Source organism: Enterococcus sp. AZ078, assembly GCF_051714985.1.
Lineage (GTDB): Bacteria > Bacillota > Bacilli > Lactobacillales > Enterococcaceae > Enterococcus_B > Enterococcus_B hirae.
The window spans coordinates 2,238,806-2,264,446 of record NZ_JBIOSW010000001.1; the positions used below are offsets into that span (position 1 = coordinate 2,238,806).

The following is a 25,641-nucleotide window of genomic DNA, read 5'->3' on the forward strand; positions in this document are numbered from 1 at the left end:
GTCAGATAAACCCAATTTTTTTGTTGATCTGGTTTCTTTTACGATTCATGCTTTTGGTTTGATGAATTAGCCGAGTACACTCGTGACTTTCATCATGGGTAGTTCCTACTCAATTAGAAGAATGTAAACAAAAAAACATAGATCTGGAACAAACGTTGTTCCAGATCTATGTTTTTCTTATCGATTAAAGTAGGAAAAAAATTATTGTCTTCGTTCCTTAAGAAAATAGTTGCATCAAAAATCCTGAAATGATCAAGACGATTGCACCGCCTAAACGATTTCCCATTTGCGCAAAAGCAATTAGTTCCATTCGATTAGCCGCAGATAATACTGCTACGTTCCCTGTACCACCCATTGAGTTGTTACACAATCCAGCTGTAATGGTTGATTCAACTGGGTACAAACCGAATAAACGTCCCACGAATCCTGAAGTGAGCGAGATTGCTACAACACTTGTCAAACATAAAACAACGAATTGCCAAGTTAACGCTGAAGCTAAGACATTTAGATTCAATAGCGCAATCCCTATTCCTGCAAGGACAGCTGCTGTTAAATTCTTAACGATCAGATTATTGAACATAATTGCTGCATCCTCATAATAATCAGGTAAGAGATTTGTAATTTTACAAATCACGACAATGATAATCATGAAAGCATACGCATGGATTTTTGGCACAAAGTAGTTGCCGATTTGTCCTAAAATAAAGAATGTCAATGACACCATTAGACCTACACCTAATTGGGGGATCGATGGTTTCACATTCCGTGGTTTACCGTCACCAAGATCGCCTTTTGCCATAAGTTTGCCTTCACCATTCAATTTAGGCATTGATTTTCCTGCACGAGCAACCAAAGCTGCTCCAATGATGGCTAAGACATTAGTCATTGCTGTAGCTGGGAGTAATTGAGAAATAATAGAGGAAGCATTCGTTCCTAAGACGTTCGCATAAATCGTAGATAATGGAACTGCGCCAGCTCCAACTCCTCCAGCCATTGCTGGTAAAGAGATATACAGTACGGAACGTCCAAACCCATTACCAATTAACATTCCAACTAGACCAACAGCAAAAAACGAGACAATCATTGAAATAAGTGCTACTGGAATGAAACGTACCGATGCTTTCATTAGTAAATTACGATTCATCCCTAAAATACTCCCAGTGATTAAAGCTGCGATATAAAAATCTAAGAAACCCATGTTACTTACAAAATTTTCAGTAGCTTTCACCACGTATTCTGGTAATATACCAAAAGTCGCAATTGCAGCTGAGGCAAAGATCGCAAATACGGAACCTCCACCTAGATAACTTCTAACGATTGGGATTTTTGTACCAATAAAATGAAATAAATTCCCGAATATCACTAGAACAGCGATCGGACCAATCATATTCGTTGGTAATTTTCCAAGTGCCATTGCAACGATCAGGACTAATACCATAACAAAATAGATAGGAAGACTTACTCCAGTAATCTTAGTTGTCCAAAATCCTTCTTTTGTTTTTTCTTCAACTTTTGTAGTTGATTCTTCTCTTTGTGTCATTCATACAGATCCTTTCTGAATAAAAAAGCACGGTGAAAGGCTGAGGTACGTTGAAAAATAGTTCAATATCTGATTTTTATAGCTTCTTCATCAGGTGATTCCCATTTTTCACCTCGTTGCACCTAATCAGCTGCTTTCCTTTCACCGATTAACGTACTCTGTGTATGATTGTGCTCAACTAATTCTTCATTCACTTTGTTTTAGAAATTTGGTCAAGCTTATTTGTCTAACTCTTGGTATTCTGGTACCCATTTAGCAGATTCCACTGCTGCTTTGATATCAGTGATTTCTTCACGATTCAATTTTTGAGAAACAACAGATTTCGCTACTGTTTCTGCAATTGTTTGAGAAAATTCAGTGATCTTCGCAACTGGAGGTAAAATTGCTGCGCCTGGTTGTGTAACATCAACGATTCCACCTAATGCACGACTTGCTTGAGAAATGATCTCAGCATTCACACGTGTAGCCGTTGAAGCAATCAAACCAAGTCCTAACCCTGGATACATCAACGCATTGTTTGCTTGTCCGATTTGATAAGTTACTCCTTGGTATTCCACGTCTGCTGCCGGAATCCCAGTTCCTACTAATGCTTTCCCATCAGTCCATTCAATTAAATCTTTGGCTTTCGCTTCCGCTAATTTCGTTGGATTAGACAATGGCATGATGATTGGACGTGGTGTATGGCTTGCCATTTCCTTAACGATTTCTTCCGTAAACGCACCTGGTTGAGTCGATGTTCCAATCATGATTGTTGGATGAATTTCTTTTACGACCGCTTCTAAAGTTGTTAATTCAGCAGAATTAGTAAATTCAGATCGTTTTCGAGCAAAAGGAATTTGTCCTGGAGTCAAACCTTCTGTATCTTCAAATAATAACCCTTGTTTGTCTACTTGATAAAAGTGTTTTCGAGCTTCTTCTTCTGATACACCTTGACGAATCATTTCGTCTAATAGAATATTGGCAATACCTACGCCCGCAGTACCGGCTCCAAAAGTCAAAATAGTTTGGTCTTTCAATGATTCTCCAGAAATATTCAGTCCACCTAGTACACCAGCAAGAACAACAATCCCTGTTCCTTGGATATCATCATTGAAAGTAGTGATTTTATCTTCATATTTTTCTAAGATCGTTGCAGCATTTCCTCGTCCAAAATCTTCCCAATGTAGTAATAGTTCTGGGAAAAGATCCGTTGCTGCATCAACGAATTGATCGATAAATTCATAATATTTTTGTCCTGTCACACGACGATGGCGATTTCCTAAATACAATGGATTATTTAGTAATTCTTCATTATTTGTTCCTGCATCAATCGATACAGGTAATACTTGGGCAGGGTTGATTCCAGCAGCTGCTGTATAAACCATCAATTTACCGATCGCAATATCTACACCGTTGACTCCCCAGTCACCCATACCTAAGATTCCTTCTGCATCAGTCACCACGATCAAGCGAATGTCTCGACCGTCCGCAGCATTTTGTAAACTTGCTTTGATATTTTCTGGTTCATCAATTGAAAGAAACGCAGCATCTTGCGGTTTTAAGAAAATTTCATTGTATTGTTCGATTGAATCCGCAACGACTGGATCATAAACAACTGGCATAAACTCAACTAAATGTTGTCCCATTAATTTATAGAAAAGTGTCCGGTTTGTATTGAATAAATTCATTAAGAAGATTCGTTTTTCAAGTTCACTTTGTTTACTCAAATATTGTCCGTATGCTTGAATCGATTGTTCCTCTAACGTTTGGACTGTGCTTGGCAACATACCTGTAATCCCATATTTCGCACGTTCTTCTTTCGTAAAAGCTGTTCCTTTATTTAAAAATGGATTATTTAATAAGTTTAATCCTGTCAACATAGCTAATTCCTCCAAGGTTTTAGTAACAAGGGAAGTATAGGCGTGAGAAAAGAATATAGTCAAAACTAATACCTACCATAAATTTTATTTATATGTCACTTTTCCTTATAAACTATATTTTTATGAGCATTGCATTTGTATGACACTCTCGTTGAATACAATGACTCGCTTTCTGGCTTCATGACCAAATGAAGGAACGACCAACTACCGCGATTCACTTTCTTATTGTGTTGGTTAAAAAAATAAGATAAGATGAGAAAAATCTTTTGATTGGGGAAAACAAATGAAAGCATCTATCACAAGACAGCTACAACCTGATACCAAGCAAACGATCCGTGAATTGAAAGAACAGATCGAACAGCAGCGTCACTGCCAGTTTAAACTAGCTCCTGATTTTGCTGAACAAACGAACGACCAGATCCGCCATGTCCTTTGTTTTAAAGAAGAGACACTTATTGCCTATGCTTTTTTAAGTTTTTATGATGAGAGCGAACTAGAAGTGACAATGATCGTGCATGAAAATTTGGCTTGTTTACAACAACTACTTGATGAAATAATGCGATTCGCTCAAACCATCGGTCGAACAACGATTCTTTACATCACTGATCCACGTGACCTTTTTTTGAAAAATTACTTTGAGTCGAAAAAAGAATTGAACAAACAGTTTACTGAGTATCGGTTGATTCTTCAGCCAAACAAATTTAAACAGCTAGATTCTCCTTATCGACCACAAAAAGCTACTCTAAAGGAATCTTCCCTAATTGCCCAACTCCAATTAGGAGAAATTGGGGCAACGGTTCCTCCATTGTCATCTGAAGATTTAGAGAAAACAGTTGTTTTTCATAAAGAAAATCAACTGATTGCTTGTGCCCGAATCGAAGAGGATCTATCTTCCTATGGTATCTACGGCTTAGTCGTAGCACCGGCTTTTCGTGGTCAAGGGTTAGGTAAACTTTGCTTGAACCGTTTGATCCAAGAATTATTAATCAAAGAAGAAAAAGAAATTTATTTAGAAGTCGACGCAACCAATCAAATTGCATATGATTTATATGTAAACATGGGCTTTGAAAAGAAAAGTACATTTGATTACTATGTTTGCCAACTGACTAAATATTGAAAGCTGTCACTCCAAAGTATCACTAGAAATAAAACAGTTTTTCAGTTAAGAAATGCTCTATATAGAATGGCTTTATACGTTTTGATGTTGGTGAAGTTCACCAACATCTTTTCATTTTTCCCCCTTCATTTCCCTCATTTGATCCCTCCAGTAAAGAAAAACAATCAAATGTGTCCTCAATAAATATCCTATTCCATTCCTCACATCTAGTAAGTCCTAATTCAGTCGTTTTAAGAAATTGTTTTAGCATTCAAATTTCCCCTACTAGAAATGTGTCCTCCATTCTTATGAATCCAGTCGTTATACTAGTCACTTCTTATTTTTTTCGACCAACTATTATTCTCTAATAATAAAAACAAAGAACCCTATCAAAAAACTAAATCCCATCATTGACATTAGTACGAATTCGTATTATTATCATAAGTACGAATTAGGATTATAAAGGAGAGGTTCATAAATGGCTGAAAAACACACGAATCAACGAATTGGAAAAATAACTTCTACACTTGATGGTGTTTATTGGAAAATTTCAAAATTATCTGGTGTCAAAGAAAATTTATTTTGGCTCTTATATGTTTTAGACGATGGAGAATTCCATTCACAGAAACAAATCTGCGAGGATTGGTCATTTCCCAAAACAACAATCAATACGCTGATCAAAGAATGTGAATCAGATGGATACATTACTCTTAAAAATATTCCTGGGAAAAAACGTGAATTACAAATCTGTTTAACTGAAAAAGGTCTCCTCTATGCCCAAGAAGTATTAAAACCGGTATATGAGATTGAAAATAAAGCCCTTCAAGAAACTATGAAAATTGCACCAACTTTTATTGATGATTTTGAGAGATTTTCCAATGAACTCTTTTTCTCTTTAGAAGATTACTTAAAAAGGAGAAATGAATCATGAAAAAATTATTTTCCTTCTTAAAGTCATATTATAAAGAAACTATAGTAATGATCTTATGTGTTTTCATACAAGGATTTGGAACATTATATATCCCTACCCTCACTGCAGATATTGTGGATAATGGTATTCTTCAAGGGGATTTAGATTATATCTGGAAAATTGGTACGCTGATGATTTTGGTAGCACTTACTATCATGAGTTTTTCCATCTTTGGTACTTATCTTTCTTCAAAAATTTCTGCCTATCTAGGCCGTGACCTTCGAAATGCGTTATTTCAAAAAGCACAAAATCTATCAATAGATAAATTCAATGATTTCGGGCCAGCTTCAATGATCAGTAGAAATACCAGCGATGTAACAAAAATCCAAGAAGCTTTTTCTTCATCAGTTGAAATGCTCTTACCCGCTCCTTTCATGGCAATTGCTGGATTAGTTCTCACTTTTTCAAAAGATACTGGTTTAGCAATCAGCATCATGGGAATCATGGTGGTCATTCTTTTCTTAGCTTTTTTAATTAGCAAAAAAGCGATTCCTCTTCTAGCAAAACAGCAAACGCTTTTTGACAAGATGAATAAGAATATTAGGGAAAAAATTACTGGTGTCAGAGTCATTCGTGCCTTTAATCGTATGGATTATGAAAAGAGCCGTATGGATAAATCCTTTTTTGACTACAATAAAACAGCAGTTAGTATAAATAAACTATTTGCCATCCTCATGCCGATCATTACGCTTATCATGAATTTTTCTACATTGTTGATTGTCTATCTAGGAAATATCAGAGTAACCAATGGATCAATGCAATTAGGAGATATCATTGCCGTCATCGGATACTCTTCTATCATTCTTATGTCATTGATCATGGGACTTGCAGGAATCACTAGCCTTCCGAAAGCAAAAATAAGTGCAGATAGGATACTAGCTGTTTTAAATGTTGAGGAAGATGATTCCTCAGAGACTTCTATCAATGAAACTGCTGAAGTAACGGAAGTAATCAAATTTGATAAAGTGTCTTTCGGTTATGCAAATGCTGAAGAACCAGTGTTGGAAGACATTAGTTTTAGTGTAAAGAAAGGTCAAACTACAGCTATCGTTGGAAGTACAGGTTCTGGAAAATCAACAATCGCAAGTTTACTTATGGGGTTTTATCACTCTTATACAGGAACTATTTCCTATAAAGGGAAAAATATCAAAAATTTATCTAGTGCAGCCCTCCGAGAGGAAATTGGCTATGTGCCTCAAAAAGCTTTTTTATTCAGTGGCACGATTTTAGATAATCTTAAACATGGTAAGAAAGATGCAACAGATGAGGAAATCACTCATGCTTGTAAAATTGCTCAGGTCAATGATTACATTAACAGCTTAAATGATAGATTTGAAACATCAGTAGCACAAGGAGGAAATAATTTTTCTGGTGGACAAAAACAAAGACTAGCCATTGCACGTGCATTAATTAAAAAGCCTGAGTTATATGTATTTGATGATAGCTTTTCAGCCCTAGATTATAAGACGGATGCGAAACTTCGATCACTCTTGAAAAAGGAAACAAGAGAAGCCGCTATGATCATTGTAGCTCAGAGAATCAATACAATTATCGATGCCGACCAAATCATTGTTTTGGACGAAGGTAAAGTAGCAGGTATTGGCACCCATCAGACTTTATTAGAGACTTGCTTACCTTATAAACAAATCGTTGATTCTCAGTTTAGCAAGGAGGATATCGCATGAGTAACACGACCGTAAATGGAAATCCATCAAAAATAAAGAGTGTGAAAAAAACAACTTCTCGTCTGTACACTGATCTCATGGGACAAAAATGGAAACTACTATTAACTCTTATAGGTGTAGGGATTAGTTCGTTACTGAGTATAATTTATCCTTTGTTATTAGCTCAGGCTATCAATCTTATTGCCCAAGAAGTTCAATTACCTGTACAAACAAGTAACGCATTTACAATAGGCATACACTCAATGAATACGTTGCTGCTATTGCTAGTTGGTATTTTTTCCGCCAGAGCTTTGTTTAGTTATCTGCAACAATATGTCTTGGCAAGTGTTGCAGAAAATGTCACGCTTTCAATGAGAAAACGAATTAGTGAAAAACTGAATAGAGTGCCACTTCGATTTTATGATACACATAAAAAAGGAGATATATCCAGTCGTATCACTAGCGACCTTGAAAAAGTTTCGACAACCTTACAAGATGGAATTTCTCAACTGCTTTCTTCATTTGTAGCAATGATTGGTGCCTTGTTCATCATGTTTATGATTAGTCCTTTGCTGTCTTTGATTGTACTAGGCACTGTGTTCTTGAGTCTGGTAATTGCTTCAATGTTCACGAAAAAAACACAGGTTGCTCATGCTGAGAACCAGAAAGCTTTGGGAAACATGAATGCTCAGATCGAAGAAGCATTCACAGGAAATATAATTATTAAGGCGTTTAATGTCCAAGATGAAATGATTCAGAATACTGCGTCTTTAAATGAAGATCTGTGTCAGAAAGAAAAAAAAGCAAAGTTCATTACTTACGTCATCAATCCAATCATCCAATTTATGAACCATTTAGGCTATGTTGTAATCGCAATTGGCGGGGCAATTCTTGTTTTAAATGGAAGTATTTCAATTGGGTATATTCAAGCGTTTTTACAATATATTGAAAAAGTATCTGAATCAGTGTCTACATTTGCCTATATCTCTAATTCACTTCAAGGAGCTATTGCCGCTGCTGAGCGGATCTATCAAATAGAAGATGAAATAGAAGAAATTCCTGAAACGAACAAACGCATTAGCTTACCTAAAGTCAAAGGACAAATGCGTTTTGAAAATGTTCGTTTCGGCTACAAAGAAGACATGATGTTGATGGATAACATCAATATTGATGTTAAAGCGGGAAGTAAAGTGGCCATCGTTGGTCCTACAGGTGCTGGCAAAACAACATTAGTTAACTTAATCATGAGGTTTTATGAATTAAATGGAGGTAAGATTTCTATCGATAATGTCAATATAACGGAAATGACTCGTCAAGAATTGCGTTCGATCATTGGGATGGTTCTCCAAGATACTTGGCTATCCTCGGGTACTATTGCTGAAAATATTGCTTATGGAAAAAGAGATGCTCCAGAAACTGAGATTATCAAAGCCGCTAAAGCTGCACGAATCGATCATTTTATACGTACCCTTCCTGATGGTTATCAAACTATTTTGGATGATGAAACATCAAATATTTCTGTTGGACAAAAGCAATTACTAACTATAGCTAGAGCTATTCTTGCAGATCCAGCAATTCTAATTTTAGATGAAGCAACTTCTAGCGTAGATACACGTACGGAAGCTGAAATTCAAAAAGCAATGGATGCCCTGATGAAAAACCGTACAAGTTTTATCATCGCACATCGTCTTTCAACAATTCAAGATGCTGATCATATTCTGGTCATGGACAAAGGAACGATTATTGAACAAGGAAATCACGAAGAATTGATTCATCAAAATGGGTTCTATGCTGATTTATATAATAGCCAATTTGCAGCCTAATCTAAGTGCTTGGTATCAATGCTCTTTCGATGAATGAAGAAACTAAATTATTGCAAGTAACGTATGGAGGAAGGTATGAAGATTTCAACAAAAAATGCGCTAACAAATGAACAAATCAAAACAGTTATATACAAACAATTTAAACATTCTGAAGTTACGAGTATCAAGCAATTTAAGGAAGGAACGCTGAATACAGTCTACCTAATAAAAGGCACCCAAGAATTACGCAACGGAGTAGTATTAAAGACTGCACCTGACGAAAGTGCTGGTTTACCTTTGTTAGAAAAAGGCGGACTTTACACAGAAGTTTATGTTTATCAGTTGCTCCAAGATCATCATGTCCCTGTACCCAAAATGTATGCATATGATTTTTCAAGAAAAGTGATTCCTTATAATTACATTCTATTAGAGTGTGTTAAAGGAAAAACTTGGTCCAACTATTTTTCTAATTACTTGCTTTTAAATAAATCAAGACCTGAGTTGATGAAAAAACTCGGGAAAATCAATGCTAAATTACATGGGATTGAAGGCAAATGGTTTGGCTATATCAAAGAAGAACGTCATTATCGTTACACATCTTGGAGTGAAGCATTTACAGCTATGGTTAGCGATTTGTTAGAGGATGCGCGAAAGCACGGGTACAAAATTCCGTATACTGAAATCTTATCTGCTATAGAACAAAGAAAAGAACTGCTGGATGAAATTCAAACACCTAAGCTTGTTAATTATGATATGTGGACTGGAAACATATATTTGGCACCCAAAAAAGAAAAGTTGACTATCTCTGGTATTATTGATTTTGAACGATTCTTTTTCGGAGATCCATTAGCCACATTCCCTTCATTCATGTTAGATAGATTAGAAAAAGATCCAAATTTCATCTCAGGTTACAGTAAAGTGATAAATGATCATTTTACGTTTAGTCAAGAAGATAAGATTAGGCTTGTACTCTATGACATCTATACTCATTTGGTAGAAATAGCATGCACCTATCGCTATCCGAAAATTGTAGCGGAAATATACAGATACTATCTAAATTCAAAAATTAAAACCTTTTTAAAAAAATTGAGCAAAAATGAATATGTTATCAAATAAAGAGAATTCCAACTAACAAAAAGAATTAAAATAACTTAAAAAGATAAGTCTAGCCAATCTATCTTAATGAAATATTTCTTGAAACCAAAAAATTAGGATGAATATAAAGGGTGAGGAAGCTTATGAATAAAAAAATAAAATTTCGTTTTGAAAACAATCAGTCTAATGATAGTTCATATGAAAATAAACAAATAAAATGGAGTTCATTAAATAAGACCGCAAAAACTAACGGACAACTATTTTTCATAAGTGATATTGATAAGTTAGAAATGGACATACAAAAATTTGCCTATGTGATTGATAAAAAAATTGTTGAATCTGAAGAAAATGCTTTGACTTTTCTGAGCAACAATCCTGAACGAATCCCTTGGTATATCAAGAAGTTGAAAGAACAATACGAGAATTGGAAAAGTTCATCGAAATAAGGGCTTGCGAATACTCTAAGCAATTGAGAATTTCTCTTTTGCTTGGAGTATTTTATTTTTCAGAAGAAACACGATATCTAATTACCTGTTATACCTCAATTCTTCTATTGTATTAGATAACATAGGTTCATCAGTTGGCTGTTAACAAGAAAATAGACACCGATGGTTAACCTTAGCCAAGCGACTAAAAATAAAGCAATTAAAAAACTTGCAGCACATCTAAACATTTAATGAACTTTGTTTGAGTGTTTATAGACACAAAAAGAATAGGATACACTTCATATTCGATTACAACAAAAGTGTCCAGAAATCCGTTGTCTTCTGAACACCCTCTGTTTACCTTTATAAAATAAAACGAACTAAATCAATTTCCTTGTTTAGGATAGCTTACTATTTTTCTGGTTCAATGTATGGAACAATCGGTACTGTTACACCAACAGAACTGCCTCTAACAAAGGGTTTGTCTTTTAGTTCTGCTAAATTCTTTGCTTGTCCTGTAATCATTACTCCTAAGACTTCTAGGTCATCTACTTTCTTATTTTCGTTTTCCTTTAGAAAATTTACCATTGCTTTATTATTCACAGAAGAAACGTGTGATTCAAATGAGCTGAAAAAATAATCTTTATCTGCTTCTGCATCAATCAGCTGATTCTTTTCATCAAAACTTAACTGAAAACCATACGTTGGCATACCGGAACGTCCTTTGCTTTCGTCTCTCTCTTCAGAAAACAAATACAACCAGACAACATTGACATTTTCCGGAAACATTTTTTTCACTTCACTATAGCGATAGGGCCGATCAAAGGAAATCGCTACTTCTGCAAGTAAATCATCCGTGCTTTTTAAATCCGCTAATTCATTTTTCACCCCACCATAATAGTTTTCAATCGTCGGATTGTAGAATGTGGCGACTTTTTGTTTGGTTTGACGATTATATTCATATGAATTTTTAAGGGAATGATACCAAGATGTCATCCGTTCATTATTGTCCACTTCGTTGCCAAAAACATTGTACTTACTATGTAAACTACTCCAGGGTACAATGTAGCCATCAATGTTTTTCGATTGGTTAGTTACGACCTCCCCGCCCAAAATTGAGCTGTTAGCAATCACTTGTGAGTCAATTTGTGTATTTGGTGACGCAATTGTTTGGTAAGCAAATAACGACTGATCTAGCTCATGATAATTTTTCGTAGCGACTTTATCTAATATAAAAACCAAGATACCCGACATCGTAAGAAAAATTATGATTGAAACACAACTGACCATTATTATCTGCTTTCTTTTGGCTTTTTTGATACTCCTATTCAAATCCATCACTCATCCTCCCAGTTTGCCTTTAATTTTTTTCGTGCTCTGTATAATTGTTTTTTCACGGTTTCTACTTTTTGATTTAACATACTCGCGATGTCCTCATACGATAGTCGATAATAATACTTAAAAATCAGTAATTCTTGTTCTTGCCTTTTTAGCGAGTCGATAATCATCCATAAATTTTCTGATTCATTAGTTCCATTCGACTGCGAGTCAACATAGCGAAAAATAAGCTCTTTTTCACGCTTCTTTTTCCTGAATAGATCAATATAGTTATTGAAAGAAACTCTAAAAAACCAAGGACGTAAATTATCCTGTGTCATATAGATAAGAGAAGAAAATATAGTATCATAGGTTTTAGAAACAGCATCTTCTGCGTCTTCCAACGTACTCCCCTTTTCTATTAGCACTCTGATTACTTCTTGCCCTAATAAAAGTAATACTTCTTCAAATGTTCCCTCCTGTTTCATTTCATTTTCTCCTTTCATCTATACAACGCTTGAACATCTGAAAAAGTGGACAAGAATATTCACTTTATCTGTCATTTCATTCTTAGAAACAATGACAAGTCACATACTTCATCACAAAGAACCTCTTATTATTATATCGTACCCTACGAAGGGTTTTATATTCCTATCTAGAAATCAGATATTTTCTGCATACTTTATTCTTGATCATTCCTTAAAACAAAATACACTTAACTATTTTGACTCTATTATTTATGTGGCTGATGAAACCGAGTTGATTGTTCAGACTCAGATTTGATTTTACTCCACTCATCAGTCCTTCTTGACAAAGAGCCGATTTTTAATAACCATGGTCAAAGCAAAACACAAAAAAGCTGAACCCTTATCCATCAAGGGTTCAGCCGTCATTTGAAGACTATTCTTCTTCTTCAGCCATGAACGTGTTGAATACTTCTTCAATCATGTCCCATTCTGCATCAGTTTCGATTTGTTCTAGTTCGCCTTCTGTGCCATCTTCATTTTCGACATAAGCATAGGCTTGCAACTCAACATCTTCATCTTCTGGTACACCAGCTGGATAAAGCAATACGTAGTTACGGCCAAATTCTTCTTGTCCATCAACTGTTAATAAAATTTCATATAACGTTTCGTTTCCTTGATCATCTACTAAGGTGATATGCTCGTGCCCTTCGTGATCGTGGTCATGTGTGTGGTTATGTTCTGTCATAAGTCTCCCTCTTTTCATTGAAATTAAAATAATTTTTTTCCTGAACCGTCTAAATAATTTTGTAAAATCATGACAGCAGCTAATTTATCAATCACTTTTTTTCTTTTAGCTCTTGATGTATTGGCTTGCTCAACTAACATTCGTTCAGCTTGAACTGTGGTTAGTCGTTCATCTTGATATTCAACTGGTAACGAGAACAATTCTTTAATTTTTTCTCCATAAGCCATTGAGCTTTCTGCTCTTGGTCCAATTGTATTATTCATATTTTTAGGTAAGCCTACGACAAATCGGTCTACTTCATATTGATCGACTAGTTCTTTCAAACGGTCAAAGCCAAACTCTTCCGCCTCTTCATCAATACGAATGATCTCTACTCCTTGAGCGGTCCAACCAAATGGATCGCTAACAGCAATACCAACTGTTTTTGAGCCCACATCTAAGCCCATTACTCTCATATACTTACCCCATGGTTTGTTAGATAATCTTTAACAATTACTTCCATGATTTCATCGCGTTCGTGACGGCGTATCAAGTTTCTTGCATCACGATAACGAGGAATGTAGGCCGGGTCTCCAGAAAGCAAGTAGCCAACAATCTGATTAATTGGATTGTAGCCTTTTTCTTCTAAAGCCCGATAAACGATCGCTAATGTCTCACTTACTTCTTTTTTACGACTATCGTCAAAACCAAAACGTACGGTTTCATCTGTAAAACCCATGATTCTACACCTCTTTCCCGCAAGGTATTCATTTACCTTCTACACTTTTATTTTACTCGAATTACCTTAAAACTACAAATAAATCTTAAAAAACTTCCGGTTAAATTAATAAACAGACTTCTCATTACTTTAACATATTTGTGATCAAATGTTCAGTTACTTGATCGTATCTTAACCAAAGTATACGCTATATTTAAATAAATATAAGCTTTTTCGATAATTCTTCAAAAAGTTCATACTTTTTTCGTATACTATCGAATGTCATTAGCTATTTTTTTCTCGCCTGTCCAGTATCATAGTTGATTTCATAACCCTCTTGAACGTTATAAATAAACACATTAAATTTTATTTTTTTATCTTCAATACTTTCTGCTTCTAATTGCACTCCTCTGGCAACTAATTCATTCCCCTTAAAATGTGGAGTGACACGATAACGAACGTGATGATTGGTTTCTTTGATATAAGCGGCAATATCATTTTCATGGACTAGCATATACGGCGCATTTAATGAACGAGTACCTGTCATCAAATTTTTGATGTTGTTGTTTTGTCCAGTCAATTGATAACCAATCAAATGGCTACGATTATAAAGCCATTGGCCATCGCTTAATTTTTTTTGTTTCCAACCAGTTGGATCAATATACAACGGCTCGCGTTTTTCTTTGGGAAAAAGGTCTTTTCCCAATAACGCATTGGCCGCACCTACACGGTTCAATCGATCAATATTTGAATAGCTTTGCCATGTTCCTTTAGCTAAGCTCAAATCTTCTTCAGTGAAATCCGGACGATTCTGATTGATCTCAATTTCTTGATGCTTCCCATCATATTCTGGTACGTCTGCTACTTTTGACGCTTGTGGGGTTGAGTCAAATAACCCAGTAATTTGTTGAACGATATCTGAATTTTTTTGTGTTGATAGTCCTAGTGCCCCTGCTAAAACAGCAACAACCACACCCAGAATGGCTTTTGTTGATTTTTTCTGCATTTCTTTACTCCTTTTCTAAACAACTATTCTAAACTTTAACATACGTTCCCCTTTTTTAAAATATTTAAACTTATTTTATTCCATTTATTTCTACCTTTAATTCTCTATACTAATTAAAAATTGATCTCTTCTTAAAAAGAATACGTCATAAAAAATCATTGATCTTAAAACAGTATGTTTTCACTTAATCAAGCAAAAAATGCCTTGTGACTCAAAAACAAAAAACAGTATTGATCAAACAACATGTGATCAATACTGTTTCTCTTCATTCTTATCGTTCGTTTAAGCGGGTGACGGGAATCGAACCCGCGACATCAGCTTGGGAAGCTGGGATTTTACCACTAAACTACACCCGCATCTTACAAAAATCAGTATACGCCTCTTTCTTTTCATACTCAAGTATTTATTTATTTCTCTTTTATTTAGTCATTTGTAGTAAAATAAAAGCAACAAATGAACTATTGGAGAAAATATTATGACAGAAAAAGAGTTGGATTTATTACTTGATACTTGTTTATTAGCTGGCAAAATCATGATGGAAAGCAATGCTGAGATGTACCGAGTAGAAGACACAATGAGCCGAATCGCTCTTGCTTCTGGCAATTATCGCCTGGTCAGCTATGTTACTCAAACGGGTTTGTTTATTGGTCTTGACCGTACGTCAACCATTAGAATGGAACAAATCACCAATCGCTCCATTAATCTGGAAAAAGTTGTCAATGTCAATAATCTTTCTAGAAAATATGTTGCTGGTGAGTTAACTTTGAATGATCTCTACATTGCCTTACAAGCCATTGAAAAAGATCGGTCATTTTTCCCAGTATGGCTTCAAATTTTAAGTGCTGCGGTGATTAGCGGAACGATCATGGTATTATTTGGTGGAGAAATGAGTGATCTACCAATCACTTTGATGATCGGCGGTATCGGCTATGCGATTTACTTATATAGTTTAAAATTTTTTCGGATCAAATTTTTGTCAGAGTTCTTATCCTCCTTGTTAATTGGTCTTACAGCTATTCTCAGCGTTCGTGTCGGATTAGGTGCCAATCAGGATTTGATCATCATCGGTTGTGTCATGCCCCTTGTTCCTGGAGTACAGATTACAAATGCTATTCGGGATTTACTAGCTGGACACTATGTTTCTGGAGTTTCTCGTGGTACAGAGGCCATGATGACTGCCACAATGATCGGATTTGCGATTGCCTTTATCTTCCAACTTTTTTATTGAGAAAGGAACATGATGATGTGGAATCTATTTATTCAATTTTCTTTTAGCTTTTTAGCCACAGCGGCTTTTGCGATCATCACCAACGTTCCTAGACGTGCCTTGATTTGTTGCGGGCTCTCTGGTGCCTTTGGCTGGATGATCTATTGGGTATGTGTGGACTTAGGTGGTACGCCGGCTTTTGGTTCGTTACTGGGTTCTTTAGGTGTTGCATTTATCAGTGATCTTTTTTCTAAACGATTAAAAATGCCTGTAACCATCTTTAATATCCCTGGCATGGTACCACTAGTTCCTGGAGGTCTGGCTTATCAAGCAGTGAGAAATCTAGTAACTGGCTCGTATCAGGCAGCTGCAAGTTATACAGTTCAAGCGATCATGATTGCTGGTGCTATTGCTTTAGGACTCGTTTTATCAGAGGTCTTCAACCACAATATCCGAAACTTCAAATTAAAACGAGAAGCCATTTTTTTGAAACGAAAAAAAAGAACAACTAAAAACATTCATAAATGAAAAAGTAACGGCGAAAATAATCGTGCCATGAATAAAAAACCAAAGTATCTACAAAATAGGCAAGCTACAAGCTATTTTCAAGCACTTTGGTTTTTTATTGTCACATCAGTTGTTTTTGTCACTAATCATTTTAGTCTTTGCTTTAAAATGACCGATACACATATTGATTTTTAGGTGCCTCGATTTTGGTTAGAGTATTGACCTCTACAACTGGAATGTCCCGTTTGAAGGGTTCATAGTAGTCAGATTGGATGGTGCCTTCTACTTTATACCACTCATCATTTTTGACATTCGTTCCTTCCGGCATATGTGTCAATAGACCGAATACACCTGAGTCAGCAACGCAATGGATGATTCCAAAACGGAATAAGAAATTATCTTCTTTCTCCCCATCTGGCGTTTTATACACAAAGCCTTCATAAGAGATTTTTTTCCCAATAAATTCACTTGGGTAATTATAAATCAATTCCATGACTTCCAAGTAATTCTCATCAGTGATCTTAATAAGCTGTTTGTCATCATATTTTTCTTTTAATTTTTTCATCTGATCCAAATAGTCAGACTTGTTAAAATAAATGCTCGTATCAGGCTTTAAATATTGTGTCTGCATTTCAGGGTCTCCAACCGACTCCTTACTTATTGGAAAATTGAATCCTTTTGCTTCCACAATCGTCGTATCTAAACTGACTGTCGGAAATAAAGTACCGACAATAACAGGTAAAGCCAACAGAACATAAGCGATCACTCGTTGTGAGGGTTTGGTTAACCCGTGATCGTGATCATGATCGTGGTGATGGTGTACTTCTTCATCTACCTGTTTTTTCCCTTTTACTGAATCACTCTTGACCCAAATATACAATTGGACCAATGCAAGTAAAGCAGATAAAATCATCGATAAAATAGCCAAATAACGATAATGAACATTGATGTACTGATCTAATTTCCCAGATACTTGTAAATACATCATTAGCTCAAAATAACCAGATAATATCAAAAATCGTATCATACTGCTCCTCCTAGATAAATAATGTAAAACCAATCACACTAACGGCTATCAAACCAATGAGCATCAAAATAAAGCGACCATTAAAATAGCGTTTCATCATCAAAAGGTTTTTGATATCCACCATTGGTCCAAATACTAAGAATGCCACCACAGGAGCTGTACCAAAAAGGCTGAGTAAGGAGGACCCGATGAACGCATCTGCTTCCGAGCATAGGGACATCGTAAAAGCTAGAAGAAGCATGATAATAATTGCTAGTAGTTTGGTTGAGCCCAGTGTCAACATGACACGAGTTGGCAAGTAAGTTTGCATACTAGCGGCAATCAGACCACCGACAATCAGATACCGACCCGTATCAAAAAATTCATCGATTGAATGTGTGAGGACATGACCTGTTTGCTGACTAAGTTGCTTGATTCTCCCAATTTTGACCTCCTCGTGTTTATTGGTACCATGGGTGTGGTCATGATGATGGTTGTGATGATGGTTATGATCGATTGTTTGTTGGATCTTCGTTTTCAATACACTTTCTTTTTGAAAATAAGCGAGCCAGATACCAATGATCAACGCTACCACAAAGCTTCCAACCATTCGCCAACCGGCCATTTCCCAAGAGTTCCCAAATGCAATAAAAGTAGAAAAAATGACGATTGGATTGATAATAGGTGCTGTTAACATAAATGCAAAAGCGGTATGCACAGGAACTCCTTTTTTGACAAACTGATGAACGATCGGTACGATCCCACATTCACAGGATGGAAAGAAAAATCCTAAAACAGAACCAGTCAAAATGGATAAAAAGCGATTATCTGGTAACCAGCGTTTGACTCGCTCAGGTGTTAAAAAGACTTGTAGTGCCCCAGAGATGAGACAGCCTAATAGTACAAATGGTAAAGCTTCAATAACGATTGATAGAAAAATCGTACTCATCTGCAATACCGAATTTGGTATAAAAGAAAACATTTTTTCGCTCCTTACTATAAACATCATTTGCCAGAATAATATACGCTTTTCGCTAAAAAAAAACAAGGTTACTTCTATTTCTTACCTAACTCTTATCTTTTATTTGATAAAAATAAGACAAGTTAGTTGACTTTTTTTCTTATTGTGATTAAATTGGTTCACGAAATTAGGTTGAGACAAAAGTGTTTATCATCAAGAAATAAGAAGGAATTTCCGAAAATTGACAAGAAACACAAAAACTAGTTTTTGATGTTGATTGTTACCTACTTGGTGCTTCTCAAATTTTTGGTAAATTTCGGCAAATTTTCCGAAGATGCTACTTTTGTCTCACCGTGAACAAGAGGTCGTGAAAAGAGTGTTTTGACCTGAGCGTTAAGGATGAAAATCTCGAAACAGCCCCCCATGTTTTGAGATTTTTTGACTTATCGCCGAAGGTCAGCTCTTTGAACACCGTTTATTCGTTTTTAGAGATACTAGAAGAGACTGAGACAAGTTTTGTCCCAGTCTCGCTGTTTTGATTAGGAAGGACGTTTTTTATATGAAAAAAACCACGAATCTATCAGAAGTACATCAGTCATTAGCACAAGATGAAACGGTAGTTCTTTACTTATCTATGCCAAATTGCAGCGTATGTCATGCTGTTCTTCCTCGTTTGAAGAAATTATTGGATCAGTATGATTTTCCTAGTTTTCATTTAGATGCTGTGGAAACACCTGAAGTAGCTAGCGCCTTTCAAATATTGACTGCTCCTGTTATTTTGATCTACCATAAAAATAAAGAAGTCGAACGACAAGCACGCTTTATCAATTTTGCGAAACTAGAAACGTTGCTGGATCAGTTAAATAACTCTGATGAAACGATCAGCTATGAAGAATTGTTTCAGTAATCGTTGTCTTAACCTATACTATAGCCATATGAAGACAATTAATGCGCGCTAACCTTTAGATAGGATAAAATACCTCTTAGGTTTACTTAGGTTTGCTTAAGTTCCCTTCATCTTACTATGGGCGAAATTTTGGAAATTCGTTCTAGTATTTTTTTCACTATGGTTTATTTAGCTATGTAGTTGACATTACGTAAAAACACCATAGAGGTTGAACTTCATTCAATCTCCATGGTGTTTTAATATTTGAAATCTGCGGGTAACATTGCACCGCACTAATTTCATAGTACTTCTCGCACTCGCTCTAGATTTTGAGATTTCGTGTATATTGATCTGGATTTCTCACTTGCAAACTCTCAACAACTAGCTGATTACGTCGATTCAAGTGTCCTGTAACAGCAATGTTATATTTTCTTTCTTCCATCATCATCAACTTATCCGCAATCTCGACATTTGCAACAATACAATTAAGTGGCTGATGAATGGTTTCCAATGTAAACCGAACAAGCAATGGTTGCGTCTTTATCACTCTGATCTTATCAAGTAAACCTACATATGTTTTCACATTGATCACCTCGATAATCGTTAGAAAAAGTCTCAAATCAGTTAAATTTTCATTGAAATCAAATGGTCATTACCAAGAAAGAAACGTTCTTTCCTATGCAATTCGGACATAACTTTCTTTCAAAAAATATCTTTTTCGATACAACTAGTCCAAGTCGTGAAATTGTCGATATACTTCTTGCTTTTTGAGTCCGTTTTTCACAGCAACAGCTTTAATGGCTGCATTTGTTTTTTCCCCAAGAGCAATCAACTGTTCGACTTGTTCTTTCAATGATCCTTCAATTTGTGTTTGTGGCTCTTCACTTCCAGTATTTCCTTCAACCAATAAACAGCATTCTCCCTTTACAGGGTGTTCTTCAATGTAGTCTAATAACTCTTCAATGCTTCCACGTAAATATTCTTCATGGATTTTTGTTAATTCTCGACACAAAACAACTTGACGGTTACCAAAAACAGTCAACATATTCGTTAAAGTTGCACTGATCCGATAAGGAGATTCGTAAAAAATCAATGTAGCTGTGTATTCTTTCAATGTTTCTAACGTTGTTTGTTGTTCTTTTTTCTTTCTTCCTAAAAAACCATAAAATAAAAATGGCTGAGGTAACAAGCCTGAAGCAATCAACGCAGTCATCCCAGCAGTTGGTCCTGGAATAGCGACTACTGGAATCCCCGCTTGGATGCAAGCAAGTACCAGCTCATGTCCTGGATCGCTAATAGAAGGCATCCCAGCATCACTTACCTGTGCAATCGAGCGCCCAACCGTCAACTCTGCGATCAATTGCGGAATTCGTTCCTTATAGTTGTGTTCATGTAAACTTTTTTGCGGTGTCTGAATCTCAAAATGATTCAGTAATTTTTGGGTATTTCGTGTATCCTCACTGGCAATCAAGTCTACTTCTTGTAATATCCGTACACTACGATAAGTCATATCTTCTAAATTGCCAATCGGAGTCGGTACTAAATAAAGCGAGCCAGTTTCATGATGTCCTTTAAAACTTTTTTGATTAAGCATGATTTATTCTCCTGTGTAAGAGGTCGTGAAAGAAGCGGTTAACTCCGAGCAAATAAGAGAGGATTTTTTAAAATAGCTTCCCATATTTTAGAAAATCATCGCTTATTGCTGAGGAGTTGCTTCTTGAACGCCGTGTAAAGGTCGTGAAAAGCATGGGCTGCTTCAAGAATTAAGAACGAAAAATTGAAAATAGCTTTTCATATTTTTAATTTTTTGAGCTTAATTCCGCAGAAGCAATGCTTTGAACGCCGTGTAAGAGGTCGTGAAAACATCGGGTAGCTCCGATGACAATAAGAAAGAATTTTTTGAAACAGCTTCTCATGTTTTGAAAAATTCAGGCTTATTTCAAGGAGCTGATGTTTGAACGCCGTGGATAAGGTCGTGAAAAGAGCGGTTTGACCTGAGAAATAGTGAAGAAAACTGAAAAATAGCTTCTCATATTTTGCAGTTTTTTGAACTATTATCAAAGGTCAGCTCTTTGAACGCCATATAAGAGGTCGTGAACAACACGGCCTCCTTTAAGAATTAAGGGCGAAACATTGAAAAATAGCATTTCTTATTTTTTATTTTCGGACTTAATTCCGTAGAAGTGATACTGTGAGTGCCGTTTATTGATCGCTAAAAATAAGCAATATCAGGCTTGTTTCAAATCTCTTTGTTTACCGTCCGCTTTCTCGATAGATGACTTCTAAACAAAAGGCACAAGGTTCGTCATTCTCACGTCTTGAGCCATAGAGATCATAACAAACATGAAAGCCTTCTTCATAAATCTTTTCTAAGTTCATACGAGATTTTGAAAGTTCTTGTTTCACATTATCTGCTGGTGTTTGTACTTGATTTAATTCCCGTAAATGCTCTCTTAAACGTTGATTTTCCATTTCCAACGTTGTATTTTTTTCAACGATCTCATGTAATGCTTGCTTCATTTCCACCAATTCAGTTAATGTATTTCTTAGCTCTGATTCTAATTGGTTCAAGCCATCATATAATGATCTCTTATCCATTTATCTCACCTACCTGGATGAAGTTTTTCAATTCATCCCATTCATATTCGATTGGATTTTCCCGACCTGTTAATCGAACATTTACTAGTCGATTAAGTAAGTTCAAGCCGACAACTTTCCCTTTACCATCAGGAGTGTTAACCACTGTTCCAAAATCTGGAAGTGCTTTTTTTGCTAATTCATATTCTTCATTTTCATATTGCAAGCAACACATCAAACGTCCACACAACCCAGATATCTTAGTCGGGTTTAAGGACAAATTTTGATTTTTTGCCATTTTGATTGAAACTGGGACAAAATCTCCTAAAAAAGAAGCACAGCATAAAGGCCGTCCACATGGGCCAATTCCACCTAGCAATTTTGCTTCATCTCGTACTCCGATTTGTTGAAGTTCAATCCTAGTACGAAACACGGCAGCTAAGTCTTTGACTAATTCCCGAAAATCAATTCGTCCATCTGCTGTGAATGAAAAGATGAGTTTACTACGATCTAACGTATATTCTACATGAATGATCTTCATTTCTAACCCATGTTTTTTGACTTTTTCTTTCGCAATCAGCCTAGCTTGTTCTGCATCTTCTTTATTTTTTTGTTCTTTTTCGAGTTCTGCTTGTGTCGCTTTATGCAAAATTGAACTGATTTGCTCAGGCAATTCTTCCGGATCAAGTTCTGCTTTAGGAATGGCGACAGTTGCAATATGTAAGTTTTTTTGAGTTTCAACGATTACTTTCTCGTTGTATTCATACGTTAATTGACCAGGTTTAAAATAATAGATAGGACCTGCTTCTTTATAACGGACACCTACTACTTCGACCATTTCCATCCCCCTTGACCCTCATTTTTCCTGCTGTCTCAGCCAGTAATTGTTTGTAAAACAAACTGTTCCGCTACTGCTTGGAAGCTGACATTGCTTCTTAATTTCTGTTCCGCTAATAAAATACGCTCAATCGTCTGATTAATACGTGTTACTTTTCTAAGATTTTCTGCTATTAAAGCTTGTTGTAAAGCTTCTTGATAATAAAACATTAAGATCGATAAACCAGTAAATTGTTGCGATTTTTCTTTAAAAGTCTTTATTAACTTTTTTTGAACATAAATGAATGCTTGTGTATCATTTTTTTGCAAATACACAAACCACTGTTGAATCGAATCCTTAGCATCATTAAACCATTCATTTTGCGATATTTCAACTGCTTTTGTGAAACTGTTCGTCAAGAAAGTCAAAAGTTTCGCTTTTTCTAAAGGAATCTGTGCTTGTTGTAATTTATAAATCAACGCATCTTTAGCCAGCTCCTGAAAATGCAAGATTTGGCAGCGTGATTGAATCGTTGGTAGGATTCGCCCAATCGAATCTGTTTCTAAGATCGCTAGAAAATCGCCTGGTGGTTCTTCTAAAAACTTAAGCAAACTATTTGCTGCACTTGCATTCATCTTTTCTGCTTCTTGAATAAGGAAAACTTTCTTCCGAGATTCATAACCACTACGACTAAATTCGGTTTGCAAACGTCTAATTTGATCGACTTTGATCGTTTGCCCTTCTGGTACGATCGTTAAAACGTCTGGATGTTCTTGGTTTTGGATTCGTTGACAATTATTGCATACTCCACAAGGAAGTTGTTCCTGCAGATTCGTACAAAACAGGTGTTGTGCTAACCAAATCCCCATTTCGTGTTTTCCCGTTCCTTTTTCGCCTTCAAAAAGATAAGCATGAGCGAGGCGCCCATGCTCAAAACTTCGTTGAAGCTGTTGATACACGATAGGTTGCATTTGATCCAGCGTAAATTCTTGATCCATGGCGCCTCCTAAAATTGATGAAATCCTTCAACTGGTAACACAAAGACGGTTGCTCCACCGACTTCAACTTCTACTGGATAAGGAACTCCACCGTCCATAGAGATATCCAACGTGACAGGTGTTGAAACAAATTGTTTTCTTGATTCACAAGTTTTTTTGATGATTTCTAATGCTTCTTCTACACGTTCGTCTTCAATCCCAACAATAAATGTACTGTTGCCAGCTTTCAAAAAGCCACCAGTTGAAGATAATTTTGTTGCACGGATATTGGCATCAATCAATTCATTGGATAAACGATTACTGTCTTTGTCTTGAATAATTGCTAAAATAATTTTCATATACAGTCACCTTCCTAGTTTTCAAAAAATTGTGGGTATTGTTCAACAATGGCTCTGTAACTTGTTTGAAGTACCTCTTCAAAGCTCTTTCTTGCATCAATTTTATAAATACGTTCAGGATTCTCTTCAGCTATTTTTAAATACGCATGACGTACTCGTTGATGAAATTCCAATCCTTCTGAATCTAATCGATCGATTTGACCTCTTCGGTTCTCTTTAATGCGATGCAATCCAGTATCTGAATCAATATCGAGATAAAGGGTAAAGTCAGGTGTCGTACCTTCTGTAGCAAATTCATTCAAGCGGGCAATCTCAGAAACACCAATTCTACGTCCCGCCCCTTGATAAGCCAATGAGCTGTCTACAAATCGATCACATAAAACAATGCTTCCTTCTGATAAAGCAGGTAGGACTTTCTCGACCAAATGCTGTCTTCTAGCCGCAGCATATAGCAAAGCTTCTGTCCGTTCATCCATCCGATCATTTTTAGGATCAAGGATAACTGCCCGAATCTCTTCGGCAATCGGGATCCCACCTGGTTCTCTTGTTTGAATGATCTTTGTTTTTGCTACTTTTTTCAAAAGAGGGAATAACTCATTTAGAATACTGGTTTTCCCAGCTCCATCTGGTCCCTCGATCGTAATAAATAGTCCGTTCACATTTTTGCCCCCATCTCTTGCGTTACTTCTTTATTGTAGCCGAAATTCTTTTTTATAGAAAATTTATAACTCGCGTCTGCCTTCTACCGCTTTTAACAGGGTCACTTCATCAGCATATTCGATATCCGAACCAACGGATAAGCCGTGGGCCAATCGAGTGACTTTGATACCAGCCGGTTTGATCAATCGTGAAAGATACATGGCAGTAGCTTCTCCTTCAGTGGTTGCATTTGTTGCAATGATCACTTCTTTCACTTGATCATCATGTAGGCGTTCAAGTAACGAAGAAATGTTGATATCTTCAGGTCCAGTCCCTTCCATTGGAGAAAGAACCCCATGTAGAACATGATAAAGCCCACGATATTCCCGCATTTTTTCTAACGCCATCACGTCTTTTGGTTCTTCGACAACTAAGATAACTCCCCGGTCTCTTGAAGGATCTTTACAAATCTCACATGGGTCTTCTTCTGTGATGTTGCCGCAAACACTACAAAAATGAAGATCTCGCTTGACACTTAACAACGATTTAGCAAATTCATTCACGATTTCATCTTTCATATCGATCGTGTAGAAAGCTAATCTTGTGGCTGTTTTCTGACCGATCCCTGGCAGTCTCATGTAACTATCGATCAATTTAGCAATTGGTTCTGGATATTGCATTTTCATTACCCCTTTAGGAAAAATTAGAAGGGTAACCCCTTAGTGTATTTTCCCATTGTTTTTTCAGATTCTGCATCGATTTTTGTCAAAGCATCATTGACAGCCATCATCAACAGGTCTTGCAACATTTCTGTATCTTCAGGATCCACGACACCTTCACTGATTTGGATGTCTTTCATCCGACGATCACCTGTAAAAATAACTTTTACTAACTCATTGGTTGCTACACCAGTAAATTCTGTTTCGTTCAATTGTTCTTGTGCTTGAACCATCTCTTTTTGCATTTTTTGGACTTGTTTCATCATCCCTTGCATGTTTCCCATTCCGCGCATCATAATTGAT

At 36.2% G+C, this 25,641-nt stretch carries 28 protein-coding genes and 1 tRNA gene; 9 read left to right on the forward strand and 20 right to left on the reverse strand.

The features are described 5' to 3' along the window. Window positions 1-217: 217 nt before the first annotated feature. The gene (locus tag IGJ18_RS10490; protein WP_010718665.1) at window positions 218-1,540 is read right to left on the reverse strand and encodes a 2-hydroxycarboxylate transporter family protein; all 1,323 of its coding nucleotides are present in this window, start codon (window positions 1,538-1,540) and stop codon (window positions 218-220) included. Between the two features lie 218 nt (window positions 1,541-1,758). Then, window positions 1,759-3,399, reverse strand: a complete 1,641-nt coding sequence (locus tag IGJ18_RS10495; protein ID WP_368020218.1) for a malolactic enzyme — start codon at window positions 3,397-3,399, stop codon at window positions 1,759-1,761. Between the two features lie 283 nt (window positions 3,400-3,682). On the opposite strand from IGJ18_RS10495, the gene IGJ18_RS10500 reads away from it, so the two are divergent. The 6 genes from IGJ18_RS10500 (at window position 3,683) to IGJ18_RS10525 (ending at window position 10,472) form a co-directional block, all read left to right on the forward strand. Further along, window positions 3,683-4,516 carry a GNAT family N-acetyltransferase gene (locus IGJ18_RS10500; RefSeq protein ID WP_010718667.1) on the forward strand — a complete coding sequence of 278 codons (834 nt, stop codon included), beginning with the start codon at window positions 3,683-3,685 and terminating at the stop codon, window positions 4,514-4,516. 457 nt (window positions 4,517-4,973) lie between these two features. Continuing rightward, the gene (locus tag IGJ18_RS10505; RefSeq protein WP_010718669.1) at window positions 4,974-5,426 is read left to right on the forward strand and encodes a MarR family winged helix-turn-helix transcriptional regulator; all 453 of its coding nucleotides are present in this window, start codon (window positions 4,974-4,976) and stop codon (window positions 5,424-5,426) included. Continuing rightward, complete coding sequence (locus IGJ18_RS10510) at window positions 5,423-7,150, forward strand: ABC transporter ATP-binding protein (protein ID WP_178305763.1); 1,728 nt, start codon at window positions 5,423-5,425, stop codon at window positions 7,148-7,150. The genes IGJ18_RS10505 and IGJ18_RS10510 overlap by 4 nt, the downstream gene beginning before the upstream one ends. Beyond that, the gene (locus tag IGJ18_RS10515; protein WP_438843301.1) at window positions 7,147-8,952 is read left to right on the forward strand and encodes an ABC transporter ATP-binding protein; all 1,806 of its coding nucleotides are present in this window, start codon (window positions 7,147-7,149) and stop codon (window positions 8,950-8,952) included. The genes IGJ18_RS10510 and IGJ18_RS10515 overlap by 4 nt, the downstream gene beginning before the upstream one ends. Before the next feature lie 75 nt (window positions 8,953-9,027). Beyond that, the gene (locus tag IGJ18_RS10520; RefSeq protein WP_178305761.1) at window positions 9,028-10,047 is read left to right on the forward strand and encodes a phosphotransferase family protein; all 1,020 of its coding nucleotides are present in this window, start codon (window positions 9,028-9,030) and stop codon (window positions 10,045-10,047) included. A gap of 122 nt (window positions 10,048-10,169) precedes the next feature. After that, window positions 10,170-10,472 carry a hypothetical protein gene (locus IGJ18_RS10525; RefSeq protein WP_010718673.1) on the forward strand — a complete coding sequence of 101 codons (303 nt, stop codon included), beginning with the start codon at window positions 10,170-10,172 and terminating at the stop codon, window positions 10,470-10,472. Window positions 10,473-10,862: 390 nt separating this feature from the next. Here IGJ18_RS10525 and IGJ18_RS10530 read toward each other — a convergent pair whose 3' ends face one another. The 7 genes from IGJ18_RS10530 to IGJ18_RS10560 form a co-directional block, all read right to left on the reverse strand. Further along, complete coding sequence (locus tag IGJ18_RS10530; protein ID WP_178305760.1) at window positions 10,863-11,789, reverse strand: anti sigma factor C-terminal domain-containing protein; 927 nt, start codon at window positions 11,787-11,789, stop codon at window positions 10,863-10,865. After that, complete coding sequence (locus IGJ18_RS10535) at window positions 11,789-12,256, reverse strand: RNA polymerase sigma factor (protein WP_010738038.1); 468 nt, start codon at window positions 12,254-12,256, stop codon at window positions 11,789-11,791. The genes IGJ18_RS10530 and IGJ18_RS10535 overlap by 1 nt, the downstream gene beginning before the upstream one ends. A gap of 412 nt (window positions 12,257-12,668) precedes the next feature. Beyond that, window positions 12,669-12,980: a DUF1292 domain-containing protein gene (locus tag IGJ18_RS10540; RefSeq protein WP_010718676.1), complete on the reverse strand. Its 312-nt coding sequence runs from the start codon at window positions 12,978-12,980 to the stop codon at window positions 12,669-12,671. A 23-nt stretch (window positions 12,981-13,003) separates the two neighbouring features. Then, on the reverse strand, window positions 13,004-13,435 hold the full coding sequence (gene ruvX / locus IGJ18_RS10545) for a Holliday junction resolvase RuvX (protein WP_010718677.1): 432 nt from the start codon (window positions 13,433-13,435) through the stop codon (window positions 13,004-13,006). Next, a complete protein-coding gene (locus IGJ18_RS10550; protein ID WP_010718678.1) occupies window positions 13,432-13,698 on the reverse strand; it encodes an IreB family regulatory phosphoprotein in 267 nt (88 codons plus the stop codon). Before IGJ18_RS10550 ends, ruvX begins: the two co-directional genes overlap by 4 nt. Window positions 13,699-13,966: 268 nt before the next feature. After that, on the reverse strand, window positions 13,967-14,683 hold the full coding sequence (locus tag IGJ18_RS10555; protein ID WP_178305759.1) for a DNA/RNA non-specific endonuclease: 717 nt from the start codon (window positions 14,681-14,683) through the stop codon (window positions 13,967-13,969). 285 nt (window positions 14,684-14,968) lie between these two features. After that, a tRNA-Gly gene (locus IGJ18_RS10560) sits at window positions 14,969-15,039 on the reverse strand. Window positions 15,040-15,158: 119 nt separating this feature from the next. On the opposite strand from IGJ18_RS10560, the gene IGJ18_RS10565 reads away from it, so the two are divergent. Next, window positions 15,159-15,911 carry a threonine/serine exporter family protein gene (locus tag IGJ18_RS10565; protein ID WP_010718680.1) on the forward strand — a complete coding sequence of 251 codons (753 nt, stop codon included), beginning with the start codon at window positions 15,159-15,161 and terminating at the stop codon, window positions 15,909-15,911. Window positions 15,912-15,926: 15 nt separating this feature from the next. Continuing rightward, on the forward strand, window positions 15,927-16,418 hold the full coding sequence (locus IGJ18_RS10570) for a threonine/serine exporter family protein (protein WP_034699026.1): 492 nt from the start codon (window positions 15,927-15,929) through the stop codon (window positions 16,416-16,418). 142 nt (window positions 16,419-16,560) lie between these two features. Here the strand turns inward: IGJ18_RS10570 and IGJ18_RS10575 are convergent, their stop codons facing one another. After that, complete coding sequence (locus IGJ18_RS10575) at window positions 16,561-17,424, reverse strand: TIGR03943 family putative permease subunit (protein WP_010718682.1); 864 nt, start codon at window positions 17,422-17,424, stop codon at window positions 16,561-16,563. A gap of 10 nt (window positions 17,425-17,434) precedes the next feature. Beyond that, a complete protein-coding gene (locus tag IGJ18_RS10580; RefSeq protein ID WP_010738040.1) occupies window positions 17,435-18,385 on the reverse strand; it encodes a permease in 951 nt (316 codons plus the stop codon). Window positions 18,386-18,923: 538 nt separating this feature from the next. Here IGJ18_RS10580 and IGJ18_RS10585 point away from each other — a divergent pair. After that, window positions 18,924-19,271 carry a thioredoxin family protein gene (locus tag IGJ18_RS10585; protein ID WP_002328072.1) on the forward strand — a complete coding sequence of 116 codons (348 nt, stop codon included), beginning with the start codon at window positions 18,924-18,926 and terminating at the stop codon, window positions 19,269-19,271. Between the two features lie 301 nt (window positions 19,272-19,572). On the opposite strand, the gene IGJ18_RS10590 is transcribed toward IGJ18_RS10585, so the two are convergent. From IGJ18_RS10590 to IGJ18_RS10630, 9 genes are all read right to left on the reverse strand, one after another. Beyond that, the gene (locus tag IGJ18_RS10590) at window positions 19,573-19,833 is read right to left on the reverse strand and encodes a hypothetical protein (protein ID WP_002328071.1); all 261 of its coding nucleotides are present in this window, start codon (window positions 19,831-19,833) and stop codon (window positions 19,573-19,575) included. A 144-nt stretch (window positions 19,834-19,977) separates the two neighbouring features. After that, a complete protein-coding gene (gene rsmI, locus IGJ18_RS10595) occupies window positions 19,978-20,844 on the reverse strand; it encodes a 16S rRNA (cytidine(1402)-2'-O)-methyltransferase (protein WP_161651635.1) in 867 nt (288 codons plus the stop codon). A 659-nt stretch (window positions 20,845-21,503) separates the two neighbouring features. Further along, the gene (locus IGJ18_RS10600) at window positions 21,504-21,848 is read right to left on the reverse strand and encodes a DNA replication initiation control protein YabA (protein ID WP_010718685.1); all 345 of its coding nucleotides are present in this window, start codon (window positions 21,846-21,848) and stop codon (window positions 21,504-21,506) included. Next, window positions 21,841-22,665, reverse strand: a complete 825-nt coding sequence (locus IGJ18_RS10605) for a PSP1 domain-containing protein (protein WP_010738041.1) — start codon at window positions 22,663-22,665, stop codon at window positions 21,841-21,843. Before IGJ18_RS10605 ends, IGJ18_RS10600 begins: the two co-directional genes overlap by 8 nt. Window positions 22,666-22,700: 35 nt before the next feature. Then, complete coding sequence (gene holB / locus IGJ18_RS10610) at window positions 22,701-23,642, reverse strand: DNA polymerase III subunit delta' (RefSeq protein ID WP_010718687.1); 942 nt, start codon at window positions 23,640-23,642, stop codon at window positions 22,701-22,703. A gap of 8 nt (window positions 23,643-23,650) precedes the next feature. Beyond that, window positions 23,651-23,980, reverse strand: a complete 330-nt coding sequence (locus IGJ18_RS10615; protein ID WP_010718688.1) for a cyclic-di-AMP receptor — start codon at window positions 23,978-23,980, stop codon at window positions 23,651-23,653. Between the two features lie 14 nt (window positions 23,981-23,994). Next, entirely contained in the window at window positions 23,995-24,639 is a 645-nt protein-coding gene (gene tmk, locus IGJ18_RS10620; protein WP_010718689.1) for a dTMP kinase, read from the reverse strand. 63 nt (window positions 24,640-24,702) lie between these two features. Beyond that, a complete protein-coding gene (gene recR / locus IGJ18_RS10625) occupies window positions 24,703-25,299 on the reverse strand; it encodes a recombination mediator RecR (RefSeq protein ID WP_010718690.1) in 597 nt (198 codons plus the stop codon). Window positions 25,300-25,322: 23 nt separating this feature from the next. Next, window positions 25,323-25,634 (reverse strand): YbaB/EbfC family nucleoid-associated protein, encoded by a 312-nt coding sequence (locus IGJ18_RS10630; protein ID WP_010718691.1) that lies wholly within the window; start codon window positions 25,632-25,634, stop codon window positions 25,323-25,325. Window positions 25,635-25,641: the final 7 nt, after the last annotated feature.

What these genes read in the sequence shown, in the direction of transcription:
- IGJ18_RS10490 (WP_010718665.1), bottom strand. Translation starts at nt 1,540, where the DNA reads ATGACACAAAGAGAAGAATCAACTACAAAAGTTGAAGAAAAAACAAAA.
- IGJ18_RS10495 (WP_368020218.1), bottom strand. Translation starts at nt 3,399, where the DNA reads ATGTTGACAGGATTAAACTTATTAAATAATCCATTTTTAAATAAAGGA.
- IGJ18_RS10500 (WP_010718667.1), top strand. Translation starts at nt 3,683, where the DNA reads ATGAAAGCATCTATCACAAGACAGCTACAACCTGATACCAAGCAAACG.
- IGJ18_RS10505 (WP_010718669.1), top strand. Translation starts at nt 4,974, where the DNA reads ATGGCTGAAAAACACACGAATCAACGAATTGGAAAAATAACTTCTACA.
- IGJ18_RS10510 (WP_178305763.1), top strand. Translation starts at nt 5,423, where the DNA reads ATGAAAAAATTATTTTCCTTCTTAAAGTCATATTATAAAGAAACTATA.
- IGJ18_RS10515 (WP_438843301.1), top strand. Translation starts at nt 7,147, where the DNA reads ATGAGTAACACGACCGTAAATGGAAATCCATCAAAAATAAAGAGTGTG.
- IGJ18_RS10520 (WP_178305761.1), top strand. Translation starts at nt 9,028, where the DNA reads ATGAAGATTTCAACAAAAAATGCGCTAACAAATGAACAAATCAAAACA.
- IGJ18_RS10525 (WP_010718673.1), top strand. Translation starts at nt 10,170, where the DNA reads ATGAATAAAAAAATAAAATTTCGTTTTGAAAACAATCAGTCTAATGAT.
- IGJ18_RS10530 (WP_178305760.1), bottom strand. Translation starts at nt 11,789, where the DNA reads ATGGATTTGAATAGGAGTATCAAAAAAGCCAAAAGAAAGCAGATAATA.
- IGJ18_RS10535 (WP_010738038.1), bottom strand. Translation starts at nt 12,256, where the DNA reads ATGAAACAGGAGGGAACATTTGAAGAAGTATTACTTTTATTAGGGCAA.
- IGJ18_RS10540 (WP_010718676.1), bottom strand. Translation starts at nt 12,980, where the DNA reads ATGACAGAACATAACCACACACATGACCACGATCACGAAGGGCACGAG.
- ruvX (WP_010718677.1), bottom strand. Translation starts at nt 13,435, where the DNA reads ATGAGAGTAATGGGCTTAGATGTGGGCTCAAAAACAGTTGGTATTGCT.
- IGJ18_RS10550 (WP_010718678.1), bottom strand. Translation starts at nt 13,698, where the DNA reads ATGGGTTTTACAGATGAAACCGTACGTTTTGGTTTTGACGATAGTCGT.
- IGJ18_RS10555 (WP_178305759.1), bottom strand. Translation starts at nt 14,683, where the DNA reads ATGCAGAAAAAATCAACAAAAGCCATTCTGGGTGTGGTTGTTGCTGTT.
- IGJ18_RS10565 (WP_010718680.1), top strand. Translation starts at nt 15,159, where the DNA reads ATGACAGAAAAAGAGTTGGATTTATTACTTGATACTTGTTTATTAGCT.
- IGJ18_RS10570 (WP_034699026.1), top strand. Translation starts at nt 15,927, where the DNA reads ATGTGGAATCTATTTATTCAATTTTCTTTTAGCTTTTTAGCCACAGCG.
- IGJ18_RS10575 (WP_010718682.1), bottom strand. Translation starts at nt 17,424, where the DNA reads ATGATACGATTTTTGATATTATCTGGTTATTTTGAGCTAATGATGTAT.
- IGJ18_RS10580 (WP_010738040.1), bottom strand. Translation starts at nt 18,385, where the DNA reads ATGTTTTCTTTTATACCAAATTCGGTATTGCAGATGAGTACGATTTTT.
- IGJ18_RS10585 (WP_002328072.1), top strand. Translation starts at nt 18,924, where the DNA reads ATGAAAAAAACCACGAATCTATCAGAAGTACATCAGTCATTAGCACAA.
- rsmI (WP_161651635.1), bottom strand. Translation starts at nt 20,844, where the DNA reads ATGCTTAATCAAAAAAGTTTTAAAGGACATCATGAAACTGGCTCGCTT.
- IGJ18_RS10600 (WP_010718685.1), bottom strand. Translation starts at nt 21,848, where the DNA reads ATGGATAAGAGATCATTATATGATGGCTTGAACCAATTAGAATCAGAG.
- IGJ18_RS10605 (WP_010738041.1), bottom strand. Translation starts at nt 22,665, where the DNA reads ATGGTCGAAGTAGTAGGTGTCCGTTATAAAGAAGCAGGTCCTATCTAT.
- holB (WP_010718687.1), bottom strand. Translation starts at nt 23,642, where the DNA reads ATGGATCAAGAATTTACGCTGGATCAAATGCAACCTATCGTGTATCAA.
- IGJ18_RS10615 (WP_010718688.1), bottom strand. Translation starts at nt 23,980, where the DNA reads ATGAAAATTATTTTAGCAATTATTCAAGACAAAGACAGTAATCGTTTA.
- recR (WP_010718690.1), bottom strand. Translation starts at nt 25,299, where the DNA reads ATGCAATATCCAGAACCAATTGCTAAATTGATCGATAGTTACATGAGA.
- IGJ18_RS10630 (WP_010718691.1), bottom strand. Translation starts at nt 25,634, where the DNA reads ATGATGCGCGGAATGGGAAACATGCAAGGGATGATGAAACAAGTCCAA.